We start from the raw sequence: 23,719 nt of genomic DNA, 5'->3' as shown, positions 1-23,719 counted from the left end.
CGGTGGGTGGGGTCAGTTCTTCTCGGTGAGCTTGTGTGTCTCGTCGGTGATCGAGCTCGCGATCTCCTTGAGCTTCTCACCGTGCTCGCGGGCGTGGTGGGCGCAGAACAGCAGTTCGCCGCCGGAGTGGAGCTCCGCGCGTACGTAGGCCTGCGCTCCGCACCGGTCGCAACGGTCCTCGGACGTGAGCGGCGAGCTGGTGGCAACGGCAGTGGTCACATCGGCCTCATTTCTGAATCATGATTGCGCCGGGATAACGTACGTGAGTCCTGGAAGATTCCCTAGCCTGGACTCTTACCGCGGTCGCACCTCTAATCCTTGCAGTTGTCGCTCCGGGTTGGGGATCCGGGTCGGACCTACCCCGCGGGACATCGCTGTCCGTGACAGACATTCTTACCTGTCGACCGACCATTTCGTGCATCGAAACCCGCAAGTTCCACGTAACGGACCGATCACGACGTACATGTGCCGCCCGATGGCGCGTGGGCCGGTTGCCGCGTGCCTGCGTGAGACCCGGGCGTGTCGCACGGTAGATTTCATCCGAGAAACACCCCCACGCAGTACCCGGGAACAACGCAGTTACGCAGGAGCCGATCATCTCTGACAACACCTACAACGCCGCGCACCTCCTCGTCCTCGAGGGCTTGGAGGCGGTGCGCAAGCGTCCCGGTATGTACATCGGCTCGACCGATACCCGCGGCCTCATGCACTGCCTGTGGGAGATCATCGACAACGGCGTCGACGAGGCGCTGGCAGGTGTCGCTGGTCACGTCGAGGTGACGATGCACCCCGACGGCTCGGTGGAGGTCTACGACGACGGTCGTGGCATCCCGACCGACAAGGAGCCCCGCACCGGGCTGCCGGGCGTCGAGGTGGTCGCGACCAAGCTGCACGCGGGCGGCAAGTTCGGTGGTGGCTCCTACAACGCGACCGGTGGTCTGCACGGCGTCGGCCTCTCGGTCGTCAACGCGCTCTCGAGCCGCATGGACATCGACGTGGACCGCTCGCCGGCCCAGCAGGGGATGTCGTTCCGCCGTGGTGTGCCCGGCGTGTTCGACGGCGACGGCCCGACGGCCGCCTTCACGCCGCAGAGCGGCCTGACCCGCAAGGGCAAGCGGGTCGCCAAGGGCAAGACCGGCACCAGAGTCAGGTTCTGGCCAGACCGGCAGATCTTCACCAAGGACGCCCGTTTCGAGCTCGAGGGGCTGCTCGGCCGGGCCCGGCAGACGAGCTTCATCGTCCCTGGGCTCGAGCTGGTCATCCGCGACCAGTCCGGCGAGGACCCGGTCGAGGAGAAGTTCCGCCACGACGGCGGCATCGCCGAGTTCGTCGACTTCCTGGCCAAGGACGAGCCGGTCAGCGGCGTACTTCGCCTGCAGGGTTCGGACACCTTCACCGAGACCGTGCCGATGCTCGACGACGCCGGCCACATGACGCCGCAGGACGTCGAGCGTGAGCTCGGCGTCGACATCGCGGTGCGGTGGGGCAGCGGCTACGACACCGAGATCCGCTCCTTCGTCAACGTGATCGCCACCCCGAAGGGCGGCACCCACGTCAGCGGCTTCGAGAACGCGCTGACCAAGACGTTCAACGACGCCATGCGCGCCGCCAAGGTGCTCAAGGTCAACGACAAGGACATCGTCAAGGAGGACATCCTCGAGGGGCTGACCTCGGTGGTGACGGTGCGCCTGGCCGAGCCGCAGTTCGAGGGCCAGACCAAGGAGATCCTCGGCACCCCGGCCGCTCGCAGCGTGGTGCGCAAGGTCGTCGCCGCGGAGATGAAGACGTTCCTCACCGAGTCGCGCGGGGCGCAGAAGCAGCAGGCCAAGCTGGTGATGGAGAAGGTCTACTCCGCCTCCAAGACCCGGCTCTCGCTGCGTCAGCAGAAGGAGAACCAGCGGCGCAAGAACGCGCTGGAGTCCTCCGCGCTGCCCTCCAAGCTCGCCGACTGCCGCACCACCGACGATCGGGCCGAGCTGTTCATCGTCGAGGGTGACTCCGCGCTCGGCACCGCCAAGGTGGCCCGCAACTCGGAGTTCCAGGCGCTGCTGCCGATCCGCGGCAAGATCCTCAACGTCCAGAAGGCCTCGGTCGGCGACATGCTGAAGAACACCGAGTGTTCCTCGATCATCCAGGTGGTCGGGACGGGCACCGGTCGCGGCTTCGACCTGGACGCGGCGCGCTACGGCAAGATCATCTTCATGGCCGACGCCGACTCCGACGGCGCCCACATCCGTACGCTGCTGGCGACCCTGTTCTTCAAGTACATGCCCGAGCTGATCGCCGCCGGCAAGGTCTACACCGCGGTCCCGCCGCTGCACCGGATCGAGATCTCCAACCCCAAGAAGGGGATGGACAAGTACATCTACACCTACTCAGACCCGGAGCTGCAGCGGAAGCTCGCCGAGCTGAAGAAGAAGAACGTCACCTGGAAGGACCCGGTGCAGCGCTACAAGGGTCTGGGTGAGATGGACGCCGACCAGCTGGCCGAGACCACCATGGACCCGCGCCACCGGACGCTTCGCCGGCTGACGCTGGACGATGCCGACGCGGCCGCGGCGGTCTTCGACCTGCTGATGGGCTCCGACGTCGCTCCGCGCAAGGAGTTCATCGTCGCCGGAGGCGGTCAGCTCTCCGAGACCGACCTCGACTTCTAGGGCCGTGACCTCAGCGATGGACCAGAAGGCAGCCCGGACAGCGGCGACCAAGGCGTTCAAGACGGGCGGCATGCCGCTGCGCAAGGGCCATCACCGGCTCGGCGACCCCAAGAGCGACGACATCGTCTGGTACGTCGACCTGCGCGCCCAGGGCGCCGGGCCGAGCGCGCCGCTGCGCTACGAGATCGGCTGCTGGGTCGCCGCCCTCGGCCATCCGGAGCCGGAGGGCGGTCCGGTCGACTGCCCGCTGCTGCTCGACCGGCCGGTCGCGGCCACCACCCCCGCCGAGATCGGTGAGGAGGTCGACGAGCTGGTGACGCTCGTCGCCGATCTCGACTCGGTCACCGCGCTGCGCGACGCGCTGGCGGAGGGAACGCTGGGGCGGCCGTTGGTCGACCAGTCGCTGCGTACGTTTCTGGACGGGTAGAGGCCCGGACGGTCAGCGCTCCGCCAGCAGGGCGAAGAGGTCGCCGACCTCACCCAGGTGGCCGAGCTTGTCGGGGTTGAGGACGTTGTGCATGCGTACGATCCGGCCGCCGTCGACGTCGAGGGCGATGACGCCCAGCAGGGCGCCGTCGGCACCACGGGTGAGCATCGCCGGCTGACCGTTGGCGTGGGAGAGCTCCAGGCGTACGCCGAAGCGCTCGCCCTGACGCATGAGCCCGAGCAGGAAGCGGGCGACGGCGACGGCGCCGAGCATCGGCTTCTGGATGGCCGGAGCCCGGCCGCCGCCGTCGGCGACGAACACGACGTCGTCGGCGAGCAGCCGCTCGAGGCCAGCGATGTCGCTCGCGGACAGGGCGGCGACGAACTGCGAGGCGAGCTGGTCGCGGCGCTCGCGTGAGGGCTCGAACCGCGGCGTGCCGTCGGCGATCCGCTTGCGGGCACGGGTGAAGATCTGGCGGCAGTTGGTCGCGCTCTTGTCGACGACGGGGGCGATGTCCTCGTAGTCGTAGCCCAGCACCTCACGCAGCACGAACACCGCGCGCTCGACCGGGGTGAGCGACTCCAGCAGCACCAGGAACGCGGTGCTGACGGTCTCGTCGAGCTCGAGGCGGTGGCTCGGGTCCTCGTCGGAGATCAGGATCGGCTCGGGCAGCCACGGGCCGACGTACTGCTCACGGCGGTGGCGGGCCGAGCGCAGGGTGTCGATGGCGATCCGGGTGGTGACCGTGGTGGCGTACGCATCGAGGTTGTCGACCTCTTCGTCGCTGCGGTGCATCCGCAGGAACGCCTCCTGCACGATGTCCTCCGCCTCGGCGACGCTGCCGAGCATCCGGTAGGCGATCGAGAACATCAGCGGGCGAAGCCCGTCATGAGCGCTTGCGAGGTCCACGAGTGCAGGACCTTACGCCAGCTGTCACAGGAGCGCAGGTTGTTTCGTCGGTGGGGTCAACAACGACGAAAGGAACAGAACGATGCGTATCTTCATCGCAGGCGGAACCGGTGCGGTCGGAGTCCGGATGGTGCCGCTCCTGGTGGCCGCCGGACACGAGGTCTACGGCTCGACCCGGCACGACGCGGGGCTCGAGACCCTGGCTGCCATGGGCGCGACCGGGATCGTGATGGACCCGCTGGACGCGCAGAGCGTCCACGACGCCGTCGCCAAGGCCGAGCCCGAGGTCGTCGTGCACCAGCTCACCGCGCTGGGCAGCCTCAGCGGCAACCTGAAGAAGTGGGACCAGGACTTCGCGATGACCAACCGGTTGCGTACCGAGGGCACCGACCACCTGCTGGCGGCGGCCCGGGCAGCCGGGGTGCGGCGGTTCATCGCGCAGAGCTTCGGCGGCGGCTGGACCCACGAGCGCACCGGCGGCTGGGTCAAGGACGAGACCGACCCGCTCATCGACGACCCCGGCAAGGAGGCGCGAGGCACCCTGGCGGCGATCCGTCACCTGGAGTCCGCGGTCACCGCGGCGACCGACCTCGAAGGCGTCGTGCTCCGCTACGGCAACTTCTACGGCCCCGGCAACGCCACCTCCCGTGAGGGCGCGCTCGGCGAGATGCTGCGCAAGGGCAAGATGCCGGTGGTCGGCGGCGGCACCGGGGTGTGGTCGTTCGTCCACATCGACGACGTCGCCTCCGCGACCGTCGCGGCCCTCGACCGGGGCGCGCCGGGCATCTACAACATCGTCGACGACGAGCCGGCTCCGGTGAACCAGTGGATCCCGCTCCTGGCCGAGGAGGTCGGCGGCAAGAACCCGATGCGACTGCCGGCCTGGCTCGCCCGGCCGCTGCTCGGCGAGTTCGGGGTCGCGCTGATGACCTCGGTGCGAGGCTCCTCGAACGCCAAGGCGAAGCGGGAGCTCGGCTGGACGCCGTCGTACGCCACCTGGCGCGAGGGCTTCCGGACCGGGATCGGCTGATCGTGGTTATGGTGGCGCGGTGAAGATGATCGCGTTGCAGGACGAGTGGTGGCCGACGATGACCTGCTTCGGGTGTGGGCCTGCCAACGCCCAGGGGCTCCAGCTGAAGAGCTATCCGCAGCTGGACGGGAGCGTGACCGCGACCTTCCAGCCGTGGCCGCAGCACGACAACGGCGGCGGGTTCCTCAACGGCGGGATCATCGCGACCGTGCTCGACTGCCACAGCGCCGCCGCGGTGCACCAGGAGGCCTTCCTCAACGGCTGGATGCCTGCCGAGGGGGAGTCGCTGGCCTACGTCACGGCCGGGATCGACGTACGCTACCGGCGGCCGGCTCCGCTCAGGGAGCCGGTCACGCTCGTCGCCGCCACCAAGGACGCCAGCGAGGACCAGATCACCTCGCTGGTGCGGCTGGAGTGGGACGGGAAGGTCCGCGCCGAGGGCGAGGCGCTGTGGAAGCGCTGGCGCCCCCGCGACTGAGAAGATTGAGGGAACGGCCCCCACCAGGTGAGGGCCGTTCCGTATTTCTCGGTCGAGCTAGTCGAGCAGCTCGGTCACCGTGCCGGCGGCGACGGTGTGACCGCCTTCGCGGACCGCGAAGCCGAGTCCGACGTTCATCGCGATCGGCTTCTCCAGCTCCACTCCGAGCTCGATCGTGTCGCCAGGCATGACCAGGGCGATCTCACCCAGGTCGATCCCGCCGGGCACGTCAGTGGTCCGGAAGTAGAACTGCGGCCGGTAGTCCGCGGCGAACGGGGTGTGCCGGCCACCCTCGGCAGTGGACAGCGCGTGCAGGTTCGCCCGGAACTTCCGGTGCGGCCGTACGCTGCCCGGCAGCGCCACCACCTGGCCGCGACGGACCTCGTCGCGCTTGACGCCACGCAGCAGCACCGCCGCGTTGTCGCCCGCGTCCGCGGACTCCAGCGACTTGCCGAACGTCTCGAGGCCGATCGCCGTGCTGGTGATCGTCGCGCCGAGGCCCACGACCTCGACCGCGTCGCCGACCTTCAGCGACCCGCGCTCGACGGCACCGGTGACCACCGTGCCGCGGCCGGTGATGGTGACCACGTTCTCGATCGGCATCAGGAACGGCTCGCCGAGCTCACGCTCCGGCACCGGCACGTAGCCGTCGATCGCGTCCAGCAGGTCACCGATCGCGGCGGTCCACTCCGGGTCGCCCTCCAGCGCCTTCAGCCCGGAGACCCGGACGACAGGTACGTCGTCGCCGGGGAACCCGTACTCCGAGAGGAGGTCACGGACCTCCAGCTCGACCAGGTCGAGCAGCTCGGGGTCGTCGACGGTGTCGGCCTTGTTGAGCGCCACCACCAGGTACGGCACGCCCACCCGGCGCGCGAGCAGCACGTGCTCGCGCGTCTGCGGCATGGCGCCGTCCTGCGCGGAGACGACCAGGATCGCGGCGTCCACCTGGGCGGCGCCGGTGATCATGTTCTTCACGTAGTCGGCGTGCCCGGGCATGTCGACGTGCGCGTAGTGCCGGGTGGCGGTCTCGTACTCGACGTGCGAGATGTTGATCGTGATCCCGCGCTGCAGCTCCTCCGGCGCACGGTCGATGCCGTCGAAGGCGATGAAGCGGTTCACGCTCGGGTCGCGCTCCGCGAGCACCTTGGTGATCGCGGCGGTCAGGGTGGTCTTGCCGTGGTCGACGTGACCCATCGTCCCGATGTTGAGGTGCGGCTTGGTCCGCACGAACTGGCCCTTGGCCATGAGAGTTCCTTCGTCAGTCAGAAGATTTCGGGGTGAGCCAGGACCCTCCGGCAAGCCCTCACAGCGCTGTCACCGCGGTGAGGGGGCCGGTGCGGGCCACCCTCCTCCGCGGGTCCTGCAGAGCAGGAGGAGGGTCAGCTTCGCGCGCCGGTGCAATCGACTGACGGTGCCCACGTGGGAGCGCCCGTCAGGCTCATGCCTGACAGGTGGTGCTCGGAAACCACGCGGAACATGTTGATCACGTTAGGTGCCAACACGGACACCAGCAATGTAATTCCCGGCTAGCGCGTCTCCAGGCGTACGACGACCGACTTCGAGGTCGGGGTGCGGCTGCCGTCGGCGTAGGAGTCGAGCGGGATGAGGACGTTCGTCTCCGGGAAGTACGCCGCGGCGGAGCCGCGCGGGGTGGCGTACGCGACCACGCGGAAGCCCTCGGCGCGGCGCTCGCCGTCGGTCCAGACCGAGACGATGTCGACGGTGTCGCCGTCGGCGATGCCGAGCTCGCTGAGGTCTTCGGGGTTGACGAAGACGACGTGGCGCCCGCCCTTGATGCCGCGGTAGCGGTCGTTGTAGCCGTAGACCGTGGTGTTGAACTGGTCGTGGGAGCGCAGCGTCTGCAGCAGCAGGTGGCCCGGGGGAGCCGAGACCGCGGTCAGCGGGTTGGCGGTGACCAGGGCCCGGCCGGTCGCGGTGTTGAAGCTGCGCGAGTCGCGGGGACCGTTGGGCAGGGCGAAGCCGCCGGGTGCCTTCAGCCGGGTCTCGAAGTCCTCGAACCCGGGGATCACCGCGGAGATGTGCCAGCGGATCCGGGAGTAGTCCGAGCCCATCGTGGCCCAGTCGACGCCCTGGTCCGAGCCGAACAGCGCCTCGCCGATGGCGCAGACGATGCCGACCTCGCTGCGCAGCTCCTTCGAACCGGGTAGCAGCCGGCCGTAGGAGGCGTGGACCATGCCCATCGAGTCCTCGACGGTGACGTACTGCTCGCGGCCGCCGGTCTGGTCGCGCTCGGTGCGGCCCAGGCAGGGGAGGATCAGGCTCTCGCGGCCGTGGTGGAGGTGGCTGCGGTTGAGCTTGGTCGAGATCTGGACGGTGAGGCCGACGTTGGCCAGCGCGGCCGTGGTGACGGCGGTGTCGGGGGTCGCGGCGGCGAAGTTGCCGCCCAGGGCGAGGAAGACGTCGACGGCGCCGTCGCGCATCGCCTCGATGGCGGCGACCACGTCGAAACCGTCCTCACGCGGCGGCTTGATGCCGAACTCGGCACCGACCGCGTCGAGGAACCACGCCGGCGGCTTCTCCCAGATGCCCATCGTGCGGTCGCCCTGGACGTTGGAGTGGCCGCGGACCGGGCAGGCGCCCGCGCCGGGCTTGCCGATGTTGCCACGCAGCAGCAGGAACGAGGCGATCTCGCGGATCGTGGCGACCGAGTTCTTGTGCTGGGTCAGTCCCATCGCCCAGCACACGATGACACGCTCGCGGGACTCGACCAGGTCGGTCAGGGACTCGATCTCCTCGCGGGAGATGCCGCTGAGCCGGGTGATCTCATCCCACTCCATGGCTGCCCACGCCTGCGCCGCGACCTCGAAGCCGTCGGTGTGCTCCTCGATGAAGGGGTGCGCGATGGCGTCGCGCTCGACGAGCAGCTTGTTGATCCCGGCGAACAGCGCCAGGTCGCCGTTGACCTGCACGGGCACGTGGACGTCGGCGAGCTGGGTGCCGACGCCGGTGACGCCGCGTACGGTCTGGGGGTTGCGGAACCGCCCCATTCCGGCCTCGCGCAGCGGGTTGATCGAGACGACCTTGGCGCCGTTCTCCTTGGCGGACTCGAGCGCGGTCAGCATCCGCGGGTGGTTGGTGCCGGGGTTCTGGCCGACCACGAAGATCAGATCGGAGTGTTCGGCGAGATCGTCGTAGGTGACCGTGCCCTTGCCGATGCCGATGACCTCACCGAGCGCGGTGCCGCTGGACTCGTGGCACATGTTGGAGCAGTCGGGCAGGTTGTTGGTGCCGAGCTGGCGGGCGAGCAGCTGGTAGGCGAACGCGGCCTCGTTGGACGCGCGGCCGGAGGTGTAGAAGACCGAACGGTCGGGGTCGGTCGCCCGCATGCGGTCGGCGATCAGCGAGATCGCGTCGGACCAGGTGATGGGGGAGTAGTGGGTCTCGCCGGGGGCGACGTACATCGGCTCGGTCAGCCGGCCCTGCGACTCCAGCCAGTGGTCGTCGCGCTCGTTGAGCGAGGCGATCGAGTTGGCCGCGAAGAAGTCGCGTTCGACCCGCTTGCGGGTCGCCTCCCACGCCACCGCCTTGGCGCCGTTCTCGCAGAACTCCGCCGCCTTGCGGTGGTCGGGGTCCGGCCAGGCGCACGAGGGGCAGTCGAAGCCCCCGACCTGGTTGACCTTGAGCAGCGTCTGCAGGCTGCGCTTGGGGCCCATCTCGCGCAGCGCGTACTCCATCGAGTGGGCCACCCCGGGGAGTCCGACCGCGGCCGTCTCCGGCTCGGTGACGCGGAGGGTGGGTTCGGGCAGGTCTACGGAGTGCTCGGTGCTCACCCGAGGCACACTACTCCGAGGCGATGGCCTTGAGGACGTCTTCCCTCCCGGCGCGGATGGCCGGGAGGAGCGCGGCCAGGACGCCGACGACCACCGCGATCGCCATGAAGACGGCCAGCTGGTCGAGCGGCACCCACAGGCTGGTGAGGTCTTCGCGCAGCGCGTCGCGCAGCAGCACCCCGAAGAGCACCCCGAGGGCGAGCCCGAGGACCGCGCCGAGCACCGCGATCGTCACCGACTCCAGGGTGATCATCCGGCGCAGCTGGCTGCGGGAGAGACCGATGGCGCGCAGCAGCCCGATCTCGCGGGTGCGCTCGATGACGCTGAGGCCGAGGGTGTTGACGATGCCGATCACGGCGATCACGATCGCCAGCGCGAGCAGGCCGTAGATCATGTAGAGCAGCTGGTTGACCTGCCCCTTGATCGACTCGGCGAACTCGTCCTTGTCCTGCACCGCGACCACCGGCTGGTCCTCGACGAGCTTGTCGAGACGGTCGTGGACGACGGCCGGGTCGGCTCCGCGGGCGAGCATGATGCTCAGCGAGGCGTCCTCGCGCGGCACCTTGGCCGCGACGAGGTCCTCGATGCGCACCGTGATGTCGCCGGTGACCTGGGTCCGGGCGATGATCCCGCTGATCTGCGGTCGCTGCTGGCGGCCGCTGACGAAGGTGAGGTCGATGCGGTCACCGAGCTGCCACTTGTGCTCCTTCGCGGCCTCGTCGGTGACCAGCACCTGGCCGGGCTTGACGTCCTCGCTGCCCTCGAGCACGTCGAGGTCATAGACCTGTGGCAGGTGCTCGTCGACGCCGAAGAGGAACGCGACCTCGTTCTTCTTCGGGTTCTGCAGGTCCACCTTGCCGACGACGGCCTGGGCGATCTGGGAACGGGAGACGGTCGCGACGCCCTCCACCTTCTCCATCTCGTCGCCGATCGAGGTCGGGAACGGGGTGAAGGTCGGGCTCTGCACGACCAGGTCGGGCTTGAACTGCTCCTCGACCACGTCGGAGATCGAGGCGTTCATCGAGGCGGCGAGCACGCCGATCAGGGAGACCAGCGCCAGGCCGATCATCAGCGCCGACGCGGTGGCGCCGGTGCGCCGTGGGTCGCGCATCGCGTTCTGGCCGGCCAGCTTGCCGGTCATCCCGAAGAGCGCCCCCGAGACCGTACGCAGCGCCGCCAGCACCGGGCGGCCCAGGAACGCGCTGATCCAGGCCACCGAGAGGATCGAGATCCCGGCTCCGACACCCACCCACAGCGCCGGGCTCGTCGGCACGTCGAACCCGCCGGGAAGACTGATCTCCGGGACCCCGATCCGTGGCACCGCAGCGATCGCGAGCCCGGCGGCCAGCAGCACGAGCCCCACCGACGTACGCAGGATGGTGGATCTGGCCGGAGGCTGGGTGTCCTCGCGCATCGCCGCCACCGGCGGGACCTTTCCGGCCCGGCGGGAGGGGAGCAGGGCCGCTGCGAGCGTGACGCAGACGCCCACGGCGTAGGAGATCCAGATGGTGCGCGGGGTGAGGACGAGGACGTCGGAGGCGATCTCCAGCCCCGCCTGGCGGAAGGCGGCGGCCAGGCCGTGGGCTAGCCCCCAGCCGGCGAGGACGCCGATGGTGGCCGCGATCAGCGACATCACCAGCGCCTCGAAGAGCACCGAGGTGGTGACCTGGCGGCGGGAGGCCCCCAGGGCGCGCAGCAGCGCCAGCTGGCGGGAGCGCTGCGCGATCAGGATCGAGAAGGTGTTGACGATGATGAAGGCGCCGACGATGACCGCGATCACCGCGAAGACGATCAGGAAGACCGAGATCACGTCGAGGAACTCGCCGATCGCGTCCTCGGACTCCTCGACCATCTTGTCGCCGGTGACGGCCTCGAAACCCTTCGGGACCACCGTCTCCGCGGCCTCGACGAGCTCCTTCTGGGAGACCCCGGGGGCGGCCGTCAACGAGATCCCGGAGTAGACGTCCTTGCCGTCGGTGAACAGACTCTGGGCGCCTGCGGTGCTGAAGATCAGCAGCTGCGCGCCCGCGGTGCCACCGCCGTTGAAGGAGGCGGTGCCGGTGAGGGTGACCTTGCGGCGGGTCTCGCCCTGGGGTGCGATCAGGGTGACGGAGTCTCCCACCTGGTAGCCGGCCTTCTCCGCGGTCGCCTCGTCGAGGACGAGCTCCTTGTCCCCGGTCGGCCAGCTCCCTCGGATGAGCTCGAGCGACGGCTCGCCGAGCAGGTTGGGGGTTCCGGTGTGGTTGAACGCCAGCGTCGGCGCACCCGAGCTGCTGACCAGCTTGTCGTCGGTGTCGAGCACATAGAGGCCGGCGCCCTGGACGACGCCGTCGGCGCGGGCGACCTCCGGCAGCGTACGCAGCTCCTCGATGGCCGCCGGTTCCAGCGTGGCCGCGCCGCCACTGCCGGGGCGGCTGGCCTCGGCCGAGCTGGCGCTGTTGGTCGGGCGTACCTGTCCGTCGGGCGTGGAGCCGTTGATGATCCCGGAGAAGGTGCGGTCGAGCCCGTGCGAGAAGGTGAGTACGCCGGCCAGGAACGCCACGCCCAGGACGATTGCGAGCGTCGACATGAGCAGGCGCACCTTGTGCGCGGCGAGGTTGCGCAGTGTCAGCCGGAGCACGCTGCCACCTCCCCGCTTCGCGGGGTCACTCCCTCGCTCGGCACGAGCGGACGAGCAAGCTCCGCGCTGCGCGCGGTTACTCCCTCGCTCGGCGCGAACGGACGAGCAAGCTCGCCGCTCGACCTCGCTCCGGTCGTCTCGCCGCTCGATCTCGCTCCGGTCGTCGCCGTTGCGCAAGCGCCAGAGTACAGACGTGGCGGCGTGCCGATTGTTTGGTTCACTCGCTGACGCTCGTTCACCCTCAGGCGCCTTCGCCGATCGGAGCCAGGCCCATCGCCCGCGCCTGCAGGTCGGCCATGTGGGCCAGGATCTCCTCGCGGCTCGGCTTGGCCAGCTCGTCGACGACGCGGCCGTCGGCCAGGAAGATCACCCGATCGCAGTAGGAGGCGGCGACCGGGTCGTGGGAGACCATGACGATGGTCTGGCCCAGGTCGTCGACGCTGTGGCGCAGGAAGTCGAGCACCTGGGCGGCAGAGGTGGAGTCGAGGTTGCCGGTCGGCTCGTCGGCGAAGACGATGTCGGGCTTGGAGACCAGCGCCCGGGCACAGGCGACGCGCTGCTGTTGTCCACCGGAGAGCTCGCTCGGCTTGTGGGAGAGCCGCGGCCGCAGGTCGACCGTGTCGATGACCTGGTCGAACCACCCCGGGTCCGGCTTCTTCCGGGCCAGCGAGAGCGGCAGCAGGATGTTCTCCTGCGCGGTCAGCGTCGGCACCAGGTTGAACGCCTGGAAGACGAACCCGATCTTGTCGCGCCGCAGCGAGGTGAGGCGGCGGTCGCGCATCTTGCCGAGCTTGCGACCGCCGACGACCACCTCGCCCGTCGTGGGCTTGTCGAGCGCGGCCAGGCAGTGCATCAGCGTCGACTTGCCCGAGCCCGAAGGACCCATGATCGCGGTGAACTGCCCCGCGTAGAGATCCAGGCTCACGCCGTCGAGCGCGCGGACCTCTGCGGCGCCCTTGCCGTAGGTCTTGTGCAGGTCGATCGCCTGGGCGGCGATCTCACGCTGTGCCGGTTCTGTGAGGCTCACGCCTCAACTCTTGCCTACAGGTGGTTGGGGCGCATGCCAATTCAGAGGTAGATCTCGCCCCGCTTCGCGGGGTCGTGGATTCAGACCTTCTGGTTGAGCAGCCCGGTGTCGACGTCGTAGATGAACCCGCCGACCTTGACGTCCTCGGGGACGAACGGGTGCGAGCGGACCTTGGCGACGTCCTCGGCGAGCGCGCGGACCTGGTCGTCGACGACGTGCAGGTGGAGCCAGGACGCGTCCTGACCGGCGGACTCGGCGAGCTTGGCGCGCAGCTCGGCCTCGGTGTTGGAAGCGACCGCACAGCGGGTGTGGGGCACGATCAGGATGCGCTTGACGTTGAGGAGGTGCACGCCGAGCACGAGTGCCTCCATCGCCTGCGGGGTCACCCGGCCGCCCGGGTTGCGGAAGATCTTGGCGTCCCCGAGGCTCAGGCCCAGCATGGCCAGCGGCTCGATGCGGGAGTCCATGCAGGTCACGATCGCTACTCCGGCGTGGGCGACGCCGTCGAAGCCGCCGGTGTCGAACGTCTCGGCGTAGGTCTGGTTCGCGGCAAGCAGGTCATCGAAATCGGCCATGACGTCAAGGTAGCCGATATCCGCGGGCCGTCCGCGCGCTGTTTCAGATAGCGTGCGAGATGTGATCGACGCCCTACTCGAGCCCAGTGACCTGCCCCACCGCCTGCCCCGTTTCGCGGACATCTCGATCGAGGACTACGGCCCGGCGATCGAGCAGGGGATGGCCGAGCAGCTGGCCGCACTCACCGCGATCACGGCCTCGGCCGAGGAGCCGACGTTCGAGAACACCCTGGTCGCCCTGGAGCGGTCCGGTGAGCGGCTGGACCGGGTCCTGCGGGTCTTCTTCTCGCTGCTCTCCGCGGACTCCGACGACGATCTCGACGAGCTCCATGCTGCGTACGCTCCGCGGCTGGCGGCCCACCACGACGCGCTGCTCCTCGACGACGCGCTCTTCGCCCGGGTGAACGCGGTCTATGAGAAGCGGGCCGAGCTGGAGGGCGAGGACCGCTATCTGGTCGAGCGCTACCACCGCGACTTCGTGCTCGCCGGTGCTGCCCTGGGGCCCGCGGAGAAGGCACGGCTGCGGGAGCTCAACCAGGAGATCTCCGGCCTGGAGGCGGCCTTCGGGCAGGCGGCGCAGGCCGACTCCAACGACCTCGCCGTGGTCGTCGACACCGTCGAGGAGCTCGCCGGGCTGACCCCGGGGGAGATCTCCGCCGCTGCGGCGGCCGCAGAGGGCAGGGGGCTGGCGGGCAGGTTCCTGATCACGCTGACCCTGTTCACCGCCCACCCCTACCTGTCGGTGCTGGAGAACCGAGAGCTGCGGCAGCGGCTGTTCGAGGCGCAGCTCGCCCGCGGTTCGCGCGGCAACGCCAACGACACCCGCGGCATCGCGCTCGACGCGCTGCGGCTGCGGGCCGAGAAGGCGCAGCTGCTCGGCTTCGACAGCTATGCCGGTCTGGTGACCGCCGACAACACGGCCGGCACCCCGAAGGCCGTCCGCGACATGCTGGAGCGGCTCGCCTCGCCGGCGGCTCGCAACGCGCGGGCCGAGCAGGCCGCCCTCGAGGCGTCGGCTCGCTCAGAAAATGGGCAGAGCACGATCGAGGCCTGGGACTGGCCCTTCTACGCGGAGAAGGTCCGGGTCTCGGAGTACGACGTCGACCTGGCCGTCCTGCGGCCGTGGTTCGAGGCCGACCGGGTGCTGCGCGACGGCGTCTTCTTCGCCGCCGGCCGGCTCTACGGGCTGACCTTCGAGGAGCGCCCCGACCTGCAGGGCTACCACCCCGAGGTACGCGTCTTCGAGGTCTCCCGCGACGGCGAGCCGATCGGGCTCTTCCTGCTCGACCTCTACACCCGGGACTCGAAGAAGGGCGGTGCGTGGATGAACTCCTACGTCACCGCCAACACGCTGCTGGGTGAGCCGTCGGCGGTCGTGACCAACAACCTCAACGTGCCCAAGCCGGCGCCGGGGGAGCCGACGCTGCTCACCTTCGACCAGGTCAACACGCTCTTCCACGAGTTCGGGCACGCGCTCCACGGGCTGCTGGCGCGGGCGACCTACCCGCGGTTCGCGGCGACGTCGGTCTACCGCGACTTCGTCGAGTACCCGTCGCAGGTCAACGAGATGTGGATGCTGTGGCCCGAGGTGCTCGCCAACTACGCCGTGCATCACGAGACCGGTGAGCCGATCCCGGCCGACGTGCTCGGCAAGCTCGAGGCGTCCGCCACGTTCAACGAGGGGTTCGCGACGTCCGAATACCTGGCCGCAGCGCTCATCGACCTGGCCTGGCACGAGCTCGGCCCGGCCGAGGTGCCGACCTCGCCGGAGGCGGTCGAGGAGTTCGAGGCGGCCGCGCTCTCGGCTGTCGGCCTGGACAACCCGGCGGTGCGGGCCCGCTACTACACGGCGTACTTCAAGCACATCTTCGGTGGCTACGCCTCGGCCTACTACTCCTACATCTGGTCCGAGGTCCTCGACGCCGACACGGTCGCGTGGTTCAAGGAGAACGGCGGCCTTACCAGGGAGAACGGCGAGGCGTACGTCCGCTATGTGATCGGCATCGGCGGCACTCGGGACCCGCTGGAGTCCTATGCGGAGTGGCGCGGCCGTCCGGCCCCGATCGCTCCGCTGCTGGAGCGTCGCGGCCTCGCCTGAGGCGTTCGAATCACCGTCAAGCGGCGCCGTTTATCAACTACATGGTTGACAAGCGGCGCCGCTTCGGGCTTTCCTGGTAGTCAACCAATCGGTTGAATAGCGGAGAGTGGTGGGGACGATGACGGTGATCATGCAGGCGGTCGTGTCGGTCGACGGGTTCATCGGCTACGAGGACGACATGCCGGGGCACCTGTTCGACTGGTACAACAACGGCGACGTCGAGGTGCTCGGCGGCGCTGGCCGGATCTCCAAGGCGTCGTGGGAATACGTACGCGACTTCTGGGAGACCTCGACGACGATGGTGATCGGACGCCATCTCTTCGACATCACGAACGGCTGGGAGGGCAAGCCGCCGACCGGCGACCACGTGGTGGTCGTCAGCCACCGGCCCAAGCCGGAGGGGTGGCATCCCGAGGCCAGCTACCACTTCGAGACCTCGGTCGAGGCGGGCATCGCCAAGGCGAAGGAGCTGGCCGGCGGCACCCCGATCGGCCTGTGCGCCGGCGAGGTGGCGGGTCAGGCGCTCGCTGCCGGGCTGGTGGACGAGATCCAGCTCGATGTCGCACCGTTGCTCATCGGCAGGGGAAAGCCGTTCTTCGGGACGTACGCATCATCGGTGCTGCTCAGTGATCCCGAGGTGGTCCAGGGCGACCGGGTGACGCATCTGCGGTACCGCGTCGAGGGTCCGGCCGACCCTGGCCACTCGGCCTGGAACGCCTGAGGATCAGCGATCCCGCGGGTCTGCGGGTCCTGCCCAGCTGGACTGCGGGTCGCTGGCGGGGAAGGTCTCTTCCTCGGTCTCGTCCTGGCGATCGCGCTCCTCGCCTTCCTCCTCGACCCGCTCCGGGGTGGGGAAGGGGATCGGGGCCTCGGTGCTCTCGTCGGCGCCGGTCGCGGGGTCCTTGGTTTCCTTCTCGACCATGTTCTCTGCTCCCATCTGAAGACTTCGATGCTGTCGTCGATGCCGTTCAGCATCCACTGTGCCACGTCACGATCGGAGCGCGTCCTTGACACGGTCGACGATGGAGTGGAACGGCATCGTGGCCACCTGCTTGGGCACCGATCCGGCGGAGCCGGGGTGAGGGTGGGTCGGTGCGACGAGCTCGGTCGCGTTCAGCCGCTTGCCCATCATGTGCCGGGACGTCTCGTCGATCGTGGTGAGCAGCAGCGGGAACTCGACTCGCTCCTCCTCCTCGGCGTGCTGCTCGACCGCGATCTGGAAGATCGGGAACGTCTCGTCGAACTCGGGGCTGTCGACGCCGACCTCCTCGAGCCGGGCCAGCATCTCGAGGGCTTCCTTCTCGTCGGCGTTGAGCGCCTTGGCGAGCGTCTCGCTGCCATGGGTCGAGGTGACCGTGTGGACGACGATCTGCTCCGCGGTCTCGTGCACGGCAAGCAGGACCCGGAGATCGTCGAACGCCTGGCGCTTGGCCGCGCCCTCGGAGTTCGCCACCGTCGCGCAGAGCTGCCGGATGCCGGCGTGCTGCTGCAGGAGGATCCTGACCACGTCGCCGTCGGGTAGCTCGGAGGCCTTCTTGAGGTCTTCGGTCACGTGGGACATGGGCTGCTCCTGTCTCAGGATCTGTATGGACATTTGCCCTGGTACCCGCGGCGTGTTCTGCCCATACGCCTGTCCAATTGACCACTGATCTGAGAAGGTTCAGATGTGATGAGGTTGGGGGTGTTGCGGGTCGCGGTGGTCAGTCCGCAGGAGGTTGTCATGCGCGGGCTCATCAGCATGCTCGCGGACTTTCCTGACCGAGTGGTCGTGACCGCTCTTCCGTCGGTACGCAGCCGGGCTCCGGGCGTCGACGTGATCCTCTACGACACCTTCGGTCTGTACCTGAGCGACGGCGCCGACCTGCAGCATCTGCTGCACGAGACCGACGCCGAGGTGCTGGTCTTCAGCCGCGACATGCGCCCCGATCTGCGGGCCCAGGCCTATTCGCTGGGAGCCCGTGCCTGGGTGTCGATGAGCGTGCACGCCGGTGAGCTCGTACGCAGCATCGAGCTCGCCGCCGCCGGGCAGCCGATCGGCGAGCACGAGGACCGGATGAGCACGGTGGCTGGGCTCAGCACTCGCGAGGTCGAGGTGCTCGCACTGATCACCCAGGGGCTGTCCAACAAGGAGATCGCCGAGAAGCTCGTCGTGAGCGTGAACACGCTCAAGAGCCACATCCGACAGGCCTACCGCAAGATCGACGTCACCACCCGCAGCCAGGCGGTGAGCTGGGCGATCACCCACGGGTTTGCGCCCCCCGACGAGAATTCCCTGGAGTCGAGTGCATCCGTTGGGGCCCGGATGGTTACCGATAGCTTATCGACAGAGCAGTCTGGGTGACTGCCGCCGGCCACGCAGGGGGTGGACACCACGATTGCCCTGTCGGTGCCGCGGTCTCGGCAACGGACCCGGGACCGCGGTCCTAACCCCCAGGGGTGAGTGTGCTGTGGGGGTTGAGCTCACCCCTGGGGGCCATTTCTCTCCTGAGCCGGCGCTTTTCGCTGGTCCGCGCGAAAGACTCGGACCATGGACAGGACACAGGAAGCATCGCCGTTGCCTCCGCTTCAGCAGGACTCGCCGCTTCTGGCTCCGCTTCAGCAGGAGGATCTGGTCGTACGCCACCTCCCGGTGGCCCGTTCACTCGCCGCCCGCTACTCGGGCCGCGGTGTCGAGGCCGACGACCTCCGCCAGGCCGCGCACATGGGGCTGGTGAAGGCTGCCCGCCGCTACGACCCCGCCGAGGGTGAGTTCCTGACCTATGCGGTGCCGATGGCCAAGGGCGAGATCCGCCACTGCTTCCGCGAGCTGGCCCGCTGCGTACGTCCGCAAGGTGCGGACGATGAGCTGCTCGAGCAGATGGGGGAGTCCGACCCCGGCTTCGAGCGCGCCGAGGCGCGCGTCCTGGTCGCGGAGGCGATCGGCGGTCTCCGGGAGACGGACCTGATGATCCTGCGGCTGCGCTTCGTCGACGGTCTTTCTCAGGCCGAGATCGGCGAGCGGATCGGTGCCACCCAGGCGCAGGTCTCCCGCGCCCTGGCCCGGATCATTCGCCGGATGCGGGTCGCCGTCGCCGCGTAACCGATGCATCTGGGGGGTACCGGAAGACATGACTACCCAAGCCGTCATCTTCACCGTGATCGGGGTGATCGTCATCCTGGCCGGCATCGCCGCCTGGCTCTACGACGCCCGCCGGAACAAGCGCGTCGCCGATGACGAGGAGCGCTTCGATCAGCCGAGAAGGAGGAGGAGCTGAGATGCCGCAACGTGCCTGGAGCAAGAAGCGAGAACGACAGTACGAGCACATCAAGGAAGGTCTGCTCGAGCGCGGTGAGAACGAGGACACCGCCGAGGAGATCGCGGCTCGTACGGTGAACAAGGAGCGCGCCCGCGGGGGAGAGTCCCGCGAACGCAGCCGCACCTCGACCAAGGACATCTCCTCAGGCCGCCGCGGTGGCTTACGCAGCCACCGCGGCTCGGGTGGGCGAACCAAGGCTCAGCTGTACGAAGAGGCCAAGGACAAGAACGTCAAGGGGCGTTCGAAGATGAGCAAGGCCGAGCTCGAGAAGGCTGTTGGGCGCTAGCGGAGAGATTCCCCACTGCACTGAATGTTCCCCACCCTCCGGAGGGTGGGGAACATTCAGTGCAGTGGGGAACGCGTCGAAGCAGCCAAGGGCTAGGGATGCGGCCTGGAGACGTAGGCCGTCGAGGTCCGTTCGAAGACGCCGTCAGCGGTCTCCGGAGACGGCGCGGTCGGAGCTCGGTGGTCGCCGGGGCGCCCGAGCGGGAAGGTCTCGGACATGATGCCGATCCGCTCGCGGGCGAGGCCCATGGTGATGCCGGCTCCGTCACGTAGCTTCTCGTACGTGGCGGCGGGGTAGCGGCCGACGACGTAGCCGGCTACCCCACCAAGGGCGAAGGTGAAGAGGTTGCGTTTCGTCCTCACTTCTTCTTCCCTCCCTTGAACTTTCGCAGCAGAGCGTCGGTGCCCTTCTTGCGGATGACGGTGGTGGCGACGGTGATCACGATCGGGGCCGCGAAGGCGGCGACAGCGGTGATCCGCTTGCCCCAGGACGACTCCTGCCACTTGGTCTTGGGCGTCGTGCCGTTCCACAGCGAGCGCTGAGCGTTCTTGGAGCGCTCGCCGGTGATCGTTGAGTACGTCATGCCAGATCTCCTTGTGTCGGGGTCGGCTTTCGTGTCCCGTACCCGTGGTGGGTGCGGGTCATGCGGCGATTCCTACGCCTTCGAGCTGCACGCGCAGCTCGTCGATGATCCGGGTCAGGATCCGGGAGACCTGGGTCTGGGTGACGCCGATGGCCTCGCCGATCTCTGCCTGGCTACGGTCCTCGATGAAGCGCATCCTCACCACGAGCTGGTCACGCGGGCACAGCACGTGGATCGCCTGCTCCAGGGCCAGACGGGTCTCGCAGTCGGCGAGTCCGCCGTCGATGCCGGGAAGCATGTCGCCGAGGGTCGTCTCGGCCGAGGACTGCGCCTCGCCGGGGCGCAGCGGGGCGTCCAGCGAGGACGGGGTGAAGCAACCGCGGGCGTCGAGTGCCTCGCGTACCTTCTGTTCCGGCACGTGGGCGATCTCGGCCAGCTCGGAGGTGGGCAGGTTGCCTCGCTCCGACCCGATCCGCAGCAGCGTGCTCTGCAGCTCCTGGATGGGGCGCGGCGGCCGCACCGTCCAGCCGTGGTCCCGGAACCAGCGCTTCACCTCACCGCGAATGGTGGGTACCGCATAGGTGAGGAAGTCGTCGGCACGATCGGGGTGGAAGCTCTTCGCGGCCCGGACCAGGGCGATGTACGCCACCTGCTCCAGGTCCGCACGGGGGATGCCTCGCCCGGTGTAGCGGTGGGCGATCGAGCGGGCGACCGCGGCGTTGAGCAGGATCACCTCCTCGAGGATCCGGTCCTGCTCCTCACCTTCCGCGGTGTGTGCCTTCGCCAACAGCTCTGAGGTCAGACGCTGTCGCTCGGCTCGGGGTAGGTCTGTCTCGAAAGTTGTCGTCGTCATGTGTAGGTAGTGCCCGACTCGGCCGTCTCCCAACGGCTTCGGCGCAAGGTTCACCCCCGCGGGTGTGGGTCGTGGACGGCGCAACCACCCCTACGGGTGGTAAGCGGCCCGGCTGGGCTGTGACGGATGGCTGCGGGTACCCGGTGCAGGTGAACGGACACGCGCCCTGGGAGGAGCACCATGAACGAGATGGACGGCACGAGCGGTCTCGACGATCCGGTTCGCGCCTGGGAGGAGTCATTGTGCGGCGCCCGGGTGCTGGTCACGGGCGGGGCCGGGTTCGTCGGCTCGTGGGTGAGCGAGCGACTCCTGGACGCCGGGGCGCAGGTGTGGATCGTCGACAACCTGCTCACCGGCACGGCCGACAAGATCGAGCATCTCTTCGGCCGTCCCGGGTTCGCGATCACCATCGCCGACGCAAGCCACTCGATCCCCGACCCCGGTGGCGTCGACGTGGTGATGCATCTGGCCTGTCCTGCCTCACCGGCGCACTACCAGCGGCTGCCTCTCGAGACCCTTCGGGTGGCGAGCGAGGGGACGGTCAACGCCCTCGAGCTGGCCGCCCGCCACGGCGCCCGGTTCGTACTCGCCTCCACCGCTGACGTCTACGGGGAGCCCGAGGTGCACCCGCAGCGCGAGGAGTACTGGGGCCACGTCAACCCGATCGGCGTACGCAGCGTCTACGACGAGGGCATGCGGTTCGCGGAGGCGACCACGATGGCCTATGCCCGCGAGCGCGGTGTCGACGTCGGCGTGGCGCGCCTCTTCAACACCTACGGTCCGCGGATGAGCCTGGACGACGGCCGGGTCGTGCCGGCCTTCCTCAACCAGGCTCTGAGCGGGGCGCCGCTGACGGTCGCCGGTGACGGCTCCCAGACCCGGTCGCTGTGCTGGGTCGAGGACACCGTCGAGGGTCTGCTGCGGCTCGCTTGCGCCGATGTGGCGGGACCGATCAACATCGGCAGCGACCACGAAGTCACCATGCTGGAGCTGGCCCGGACGATCATCGAGCTGACCGGGTCCGAGTCACGGATCCATCACGTGGCGCTGCCGGCGGACGACCCGCACGTACGCCGCCCCGATCTGACCCGAGCCCGGCTGCTGCTCGGCTGGGAGCCGGAGATGCAGCTCGAGGAGGGGCTCAAGCGTACGGCTCTGTGGATGGAGGAGACGCGCTCGAGCCGTGAGCAGGCGGGCCGCTCGTATGCCCCACCTCGGAACTTGTCCTGCCCGGCCGCATCACCGAAGGTGCTCGCGGGCACCGACGGTGAATGAGAATCTTGATCTGGCACGTGCGCGAGGCCTGGACGACGGCGTTCGTGCACGGTCGCCATGACTACCTCCTCCCGACCAGCCTCGACCGCGGCCCCGACGGGCAAGGGCGCTCTCGCACCTGCGAGTGGCCCGCGGCCGCCCGCGAGGTGGCCACCGAGGCCCTGGCGGACGAGGACGTCGACCTCGTCGTCCTGCAGCGTCCGCACGAGGTCGGGCTGGCCGAGAAGTGGCTCGGTGGACGGCGTCCCGGCCGGGACCTGCCCGCCGTCTACCTGGAGCACAACACCCCCGCCGGCGCGCTCCCCGACACCCGCCACCCGATGGCGGGCGGCAGTATCCCGATCGTGCACGTGACCGGCTTCAACGACCTCGTCTGGGACTGCGACGGCACCCCGACCATCGTGATCGAACACGGCATCCCCGACCCGGGCCGCCGCTACACCGGCGACATCGAGCGCGCGGGAGTGGTCGTCAACGATCCGGTACGCCGAGGCCGCTCGGTCGGCGCCGACCTGATCCCGGCGCTGGCCGAGGACGTCGGCGCCGACGTCTTCGGCATGCGCGTCGATCGCCTGCCCGCCTACCACGGTCTGCGGACGTACGAGGACCTGCCACAGCGCGACCTGCACGACCACCTTCCGCGGCGCCGGGTATATGTCCACCTCAGCCGCTGGACGTCGCTCGACCTCTCGCTGATCGAGGCGATGCACCTCGGCATGCCGGTCGTCGCCCTGGCCACGACCGAGACTCCGCTCGCAGTGCCGCACGAGGCCGGCTTCGTCACCACCCGCCGCGACGAGATCGTCCCGGCCGTACGCCACCTGATGAAGGATCCAGACGTCGCCGAGGAGGCCGGGCTCATCGGGCGCCGGCACGCACGGAAGCGCTATGGCCTCGACCGGTTCCTCGACGAGTGGGACGACGTGCTGCGCGCGGTGGTCGCGGGGACCGCACCGTGATCGTCGGCGATCTCGATGGATCTCGAGGTTTGGGAACGCCCCCGGTGGGTACCGGGAGGGCCGTACGAACGAGAGAACTCATGAGGAGTGATCCGCATGACCATGAGGAGCGTTGAGACCGGAACAGTCACGGGAACCCCTGACAAGGACTACAACCTCATCTGGTTCACCGAGGCATGCCTGGACAACGCGCTGCGTCTGGACACCTACATCGAGGACGCGCGCCGCTCGAAGGACACCGACCTGGAGGACCTGTTCATCCGGGCGCAGGCCAACTCCGTGCAGGGCGCCGAGGAGGCGAAGGCCCTGCTCCGTAGCCGCTTGGACGACAAGGTCTGAGCATCCCCCGCAACAACTACACACCGAGGTGAGATCGAATGGCACTAATTCTCTGGCTGATCGCGGCAGTCCTGGTTATCGGCGGCATTCTGGCCCTGGTACGCGGCCAGATCCTATGGGGAGCAGTCCTCATCGTGGTCGGCCTGTTGGTCGGCCCCGGTGGGGTGAGCATCTTCACCTAGACACCATGCGGCCCGGGCCCTCGAGGGCCCGGGCCGCGTGGCGTCCGGCGTGAAGTCCGGTACGAAGCAAGGAAAGGACCGAACCATGGGTAAGTGCGTCACGTGCGGCAACGACTACGACGAGAGCTTCGAGGTGACGACGGCCTCGGGTGAGCACCATGTCTTCGACTCGATCGAGTGTGCTGTAGCGGTGATCGCGCCCGTGTGCGTCAACTGCGGCACCCGCATCCTCGGGCACGGGGTGCAGAACGAGCAACACATGTTCTGCTGCGCCCACTGTGCCCACTCGGTCGGCGTGACGGGTGTGAGGGACAGGGTCACCAGCGGCTCCTGA

Annotated in this window: 27 protein-coding genes; 15 read left to right on the top strand and 12 right to left on the bottom strand. The window is 68.8% G+C overall.

Features of this window, described 5'->3' with window-relative positions; all coding sequences use genetic code 11:
• Positions 1–12: 12 nt before the first annotated feature.
• On the bottom strand, positions 13–219 hold the full coding sequence (locus OH802_RS23440; RefSeq protein WP_040756289.1) for a hypothetical protein: 207 nt from the start codon (positions 217–219) through the stop codon (positions 13–15).
• Between the two features lie 452 nt (positions 220–671).
• Here OH802_RS23440 and OH802_RS23435 point away from each other — a divergent pair, with 452 nt between their 5' ends.
• Both OH802_RS23435 and OH802_RS23430 read left to right on the top strand, forming a co-directional pair.
• Positions 672–2,657, top strand: coding sequence for a type IIA DNA topoisomerase subunit B (locus OH802_RS23435; protein WP_406022609.1), 1,986 nt, complete (start codon positions 672–674; stop codon positions 2,655–2,657).
• 4 nt (positions 2,658–2,661) lie between these two features.
• Positions 2,662–3,084, top strand: coding sequence for a hypothetical protein (locus OH802_RS23430; RefSeq protein ID WP_160024247.1), 423 nt, complete (start codon positions 2,662–2,664; stop codon positions 3,082–3,084).
• 12 nt (positions 3,085–3,096) lie between these two features.
• Here the strand turns inward: OH802_RS23430 and OH802_RS23425 are convergent, their stop codons facing one another.
• Positions 3,097–3,993, bottom strand: a complete 897-nt coding sequence (locus OH802_RS23425) for an RNA polymerase sigma-70 factor (protein ID WP_406022607.1) — start codon at positions 3,991–3,993, stop codon at positions 3,097–3,099.
• 82 nt (positions 3,994–4,075) lie between these two features.
• On the opposite strand from OH802_RS23425, the gene OH802_RS23420 reads away from it, so the two are divergent.
• Positions 4,076–5,023: an NAD-dependent epimerase/dehydratase family protein gene (locus OH802_RS23420; RefSeq protein WP_406022604.1), complete on the top strand. Its 948-nt coding sequence runs from the start codon at positions 4,076–4,078 to the stop codon at positions 5,021–5,023.
• 25 nt (positions 5,024–5,048) lie between these two features.
• Positions 5,049–5,501 (top strand): PaaI family thioesterase, encoded by a 453-nt coding sequence (locus OH802_RS23415; RefSeq protein WP_355018477.1) that lies wholly within the window; start codon positions 5,049–5,051, stop codon positions 5,499–5,501.
• Between the two features lie 57 nt (positions 5,502–5,558).
• Here the strand turns inward: OH802_RS23415 and tuf are convergent, their stop codons facing one another.
• The 5 genes from tuf to OH802_RS23390 all read right to left on the bottom strand — a co-directional run bounded on the left by tuf (position 5,559) and on the right by OH802_RS23390 (position 13,514).
• Complete coding sequence (tuf, locus tag OH802_RS23410; RefSeq protein ID WP_406022602.1) at positions 5,559–6,746, bottom strand: elongation factor Tu; 1,188 nt, start codon at positions 6,744–6,746, stop codon at positions 5,559–5,561.
• A gap of 281 nt (positions 6,747–7,027) precedes the next feature.
• On the bottom strand, positions 7,028–9,292 hold the full coding sequence (locus tag OH802_RS23405; RefSeq protein WP_406022600.1) for an FdhF/YdeP family oxidoreductase: 2,265 nt from the start codon (positions 9,290–9,292) through the stop codon (positions 7,028–7,030).
• A 10-nt stretch (positions 9,293–9,302) separates the two neighbouring features.
• A complete protein-coding gene (locus tag OH802_RS23400) occupies positions 9,303–11,912 on the bottom strand; it encodes an ABC transporter permease (RefSeq protein ID WP_406022598.1) in 2,610 nt (869 codons plus the stop codon).
• A gap of 241 nt (positions 11,913–12,153) precedes the next feature.
• The gene (locus OH802_RS23395; protein WP_406022596.1) at positions 12,154–12,939 is read right to left on the bottom strand and encodes an ABC transporter ATP-binding protein; all 786 of its coding nucleotides are present in this window, start codon (positions 12,937–12,939) and stop codon (positions 12,154–12,156) included.
• 80 nt (positions 12,940–13,019) lie between these two features.
• A complete protein-coding gene (locus tag OH802_RS23390; protein ID WP_406022594.1) occupies positions 13,020–13,514 on the bottom strand; it encodes a beta-class carbonic anhydrase in 495 nt (164 codons plus the stop codon).
• A gap of 61 nt (positions 13,515–13,575) precedes the next feature.
• On the opposite strand from OH802_RS23390, the gene OH802_RS23385 reads away from it, so the two are divergent.
• Both OH802_RS23385 and OH802_RS23380 read left to right on the top strand, forming a co-directional pair.
• Positions 13,576–15,612, top strand: coding sequence for a M3 family metallopeptidase (locus OH802_RS23385; protein ID WP_406022592.1), 2,037 nt, complete (start codon positions 13,576–13,578; stop codon positions 15,610–15,612).
• Between the two features lie 118 nt (positions 15,613–15,730).
• Entirely contained in the window at positions 15,731–16,333 is a 603-nt protein-coding gene (locus tag OH802_RS23380; RefSeq protein ID WP_406022590.1) for a dihydrofolate reductase family protein, read from the top strand.
• A 3-nt stretch (positions 16,334–16,336) separates the two neighbouring features.
• On the opposite strand, the gene OH802_RS23375 is transcribed toward OH802_RS23380, so the two are convergent.
• Both OH802_RS23375 and OH802_RS23370 read right to left on the bottom strand, forming a co-directional pair.
• The gene (locus OH802_RS23375; protein ID WP_406022588.1) at positions 16,337–16,534 is read right to left on the bottom strand and encodes a hypothetical protein; all 198 of its coding nucleotides are present in this window, start codon (positions 16,532–16,534) and stop codon (positions 16,337–16,339) included.
• 66 nt (positions 16,535–16,600) lie between these two features.
• The gene (locus OH802_RS23370; RefSeq protein WP_406022586.1) at positions 16,601–17,173 is read right to left on the bottom strand and encodes a hemerythrin domain-containing protein; all 573 of its coding nucleotides are present in this window, start codon (positions 17,171–17,173) and stop codon (positions 16,601–16,603) included.
• A 159-nt stretch (positions 17,174–17,332) separates the two neighbouring features.
• Here OH802_RS23370 and OH802_RS23365 point away from each other — a divergent pair, with 159 nt between their 5' ends.
• The 4 genes from OH802_RS23365 to OH802_RS23350 all read left to right on the top strand — a co-directional run bounded on the left by OH802_RS23365 (position 17,333) and on the right by OH802_RS23350 (position 19,194).
• The gene (locus OH802_RS23365; RefSeq protein ID WP_406022584.1) at positions 17,333–17,953 is read left to right on the top strand and encodes a response regulator transcription factor; all 621 of its coding nucleotides are present in this window, start codon (positions 17,333–17,335) and stop codon (positions 17,951–17,953) included.
• Between the two features lie 186 nt (positions 17,954–18,139).
• The gene (locus OH802_RS23360; protein WP_406022582.1) at positions 18,140–18,691 is read left to right on the top strand and encodes a sigma-70 family RNA polymerase sigma factor; all 552 of its coding nucleotides are present in this window, start codon (positions 18,140–18,142) and stop codon (positions 18,689–18,691) included.
• 28 nt (positions 18,692–18,719) lie between these two features.
• Positions 18,720–18,866 (top strand): hypothetical protein, encoded by a 147-nt coding sequence (locus OH802_RS23355; RefSeq protein WP_355231268.1) that lies wholly within the window; start codon positions 18,720–18,722, stop codon positions 18,864–18,866.
• 1 nt (position 18,867) lies between these two features.
• Positions 18,868–19,194, top strand: coding sequence for a plasmid stabilization protein (locus tag OH802_RS23350; protein WP_406022580.1), 327 nt, complete (start codon positions 18,868–18,870; stop codon positions 19,192–19,194).
• Between the two features lie 92 nt (positions 19,195–19,286).
• Here OH802_RS23350 and OH802_RS23345 read toward each other — a convergent pair whose 3' ends face one another.
• Genes OH802_RS23345 through OH802_RS23335 form a run of 3 tightly spaced genes read right to left on the bottom strand, consistent with a single transcriptional unit; the run spans position 19,287 to position 20,630 of the window.
• Entirely contained in the window at positions 19,287–19,556 is a 270-nt protein-coding gene (locus OH802_RS23345) for a hypothetical protein (protein WP_406022579.1), read from the bottom strand.
• On the bottom strand, positions 19,553–19,777 hold the full coding sequence (locus OH802_RS23340; RefSeq protein WP_406022577.1) for a hypothetical protein: 225 nt from the start codon (positions 19,775–19,777) through the stop codon (positions 19,553–19,555). The genes OH802_RS23345 and OH802_RS23340 overlap by 4 nt, the downstream gene beginning before the upstream one ends.
• A gap of 58 nt (positions 19,778–19,835) precedes the next feature.
• Positions 19,836–20,630: a sigma-70 family RNA polymerase sigma factor gene (locus OH802_RS23335; protein WP_406022575.1), complete on the bottom strand. Its 795-nt coding sequence runs from the start codon at positions 20,628–20,630 to the stop codon at positions 19,836–19,838.
• Positions 20,631–20,810: 180 nt separating this feature from the next.
• Between OH802_RS23335 and OH802_RS23330 the strand changes: the two genes are divergently transcribed.
• The 5 genes from OH802_RS23330 to OH802_RS23310 all read left to right on the top strand — a co-directional run bounded on the left by OH802_RS23330 (position 20,811) and on the right by OH802_RS23310 (position 23,719).
• A complete protein-coding gene (locus OH802_RS23330) occupies positions 20,811–21,905 on the top strand; it encodes an NAD-dependent epimerase/dehydratase family protein (RefSeq protein ID WP_406022573.1) in 1,095 nt (364 codons plus the stop codon).
• Positions 21,902–22,864 carry a glycosyltransferase gene (locus OH802_RS23325; protein WP_406022571.1) on the top strand — a complete coding sequence of 321 codons (963 nt, stop codon included), beginning with the start codon at positions 21,902–21,904 and terminating at the stop codon, positions 22,862–22,864. The genes OH802_RS23330 and OH802_RS23325 overlap by 4 nt, the downstream gene beginning before the upstream one ends.
• Positions 22,865–22,960: 96 nt before the next feature.
• A complete protein-coding gene (locus OH802_RS23320; protein ID WP_406022569.1) occupies positions 22,961–23,203 on the top strand; it encodes a hypothetical protein in 243 nt (80 codons plus the stop codon).
• Between the two features lie 38 nt (positions 23,204–23,241).
• A complete protein-coding gene (locus tag OH802_RS23315) occupies positions 23,242–23,385 on the top strand; it encodes a GPGG-motif small membrane protein (protein ID WP_328531433.1) in 144 nt (47 codons plus the stop codon).
• A gap of 85 nt (positions 23,386–23,470) precedes the next feature.
• On the top strand, positions 23,471–23,719 hold the full coding sequence (locus OH802_RS23310) for a hypothetical protein (protein ID WP_406022567.1): 249 nt from the start codon (positions 23,471–23,473) through the stop codon (positions 23,717–23,719).

The organism is Nocardioides sp. NBC_00850 (genome assembly GCF_045207335.1).
Taxonomy (GTDB): domain Bacteria; phylum Actinomycetota; class Actinomycetes; order Propionibacteriales; family Nocardioidaceae; genus Nocardioides.
The sequence above is the reverse complement of the archived record's forward strand: the minus strand, read 5'-3'. Positions and strand labels throughout refer to the sequence as shown.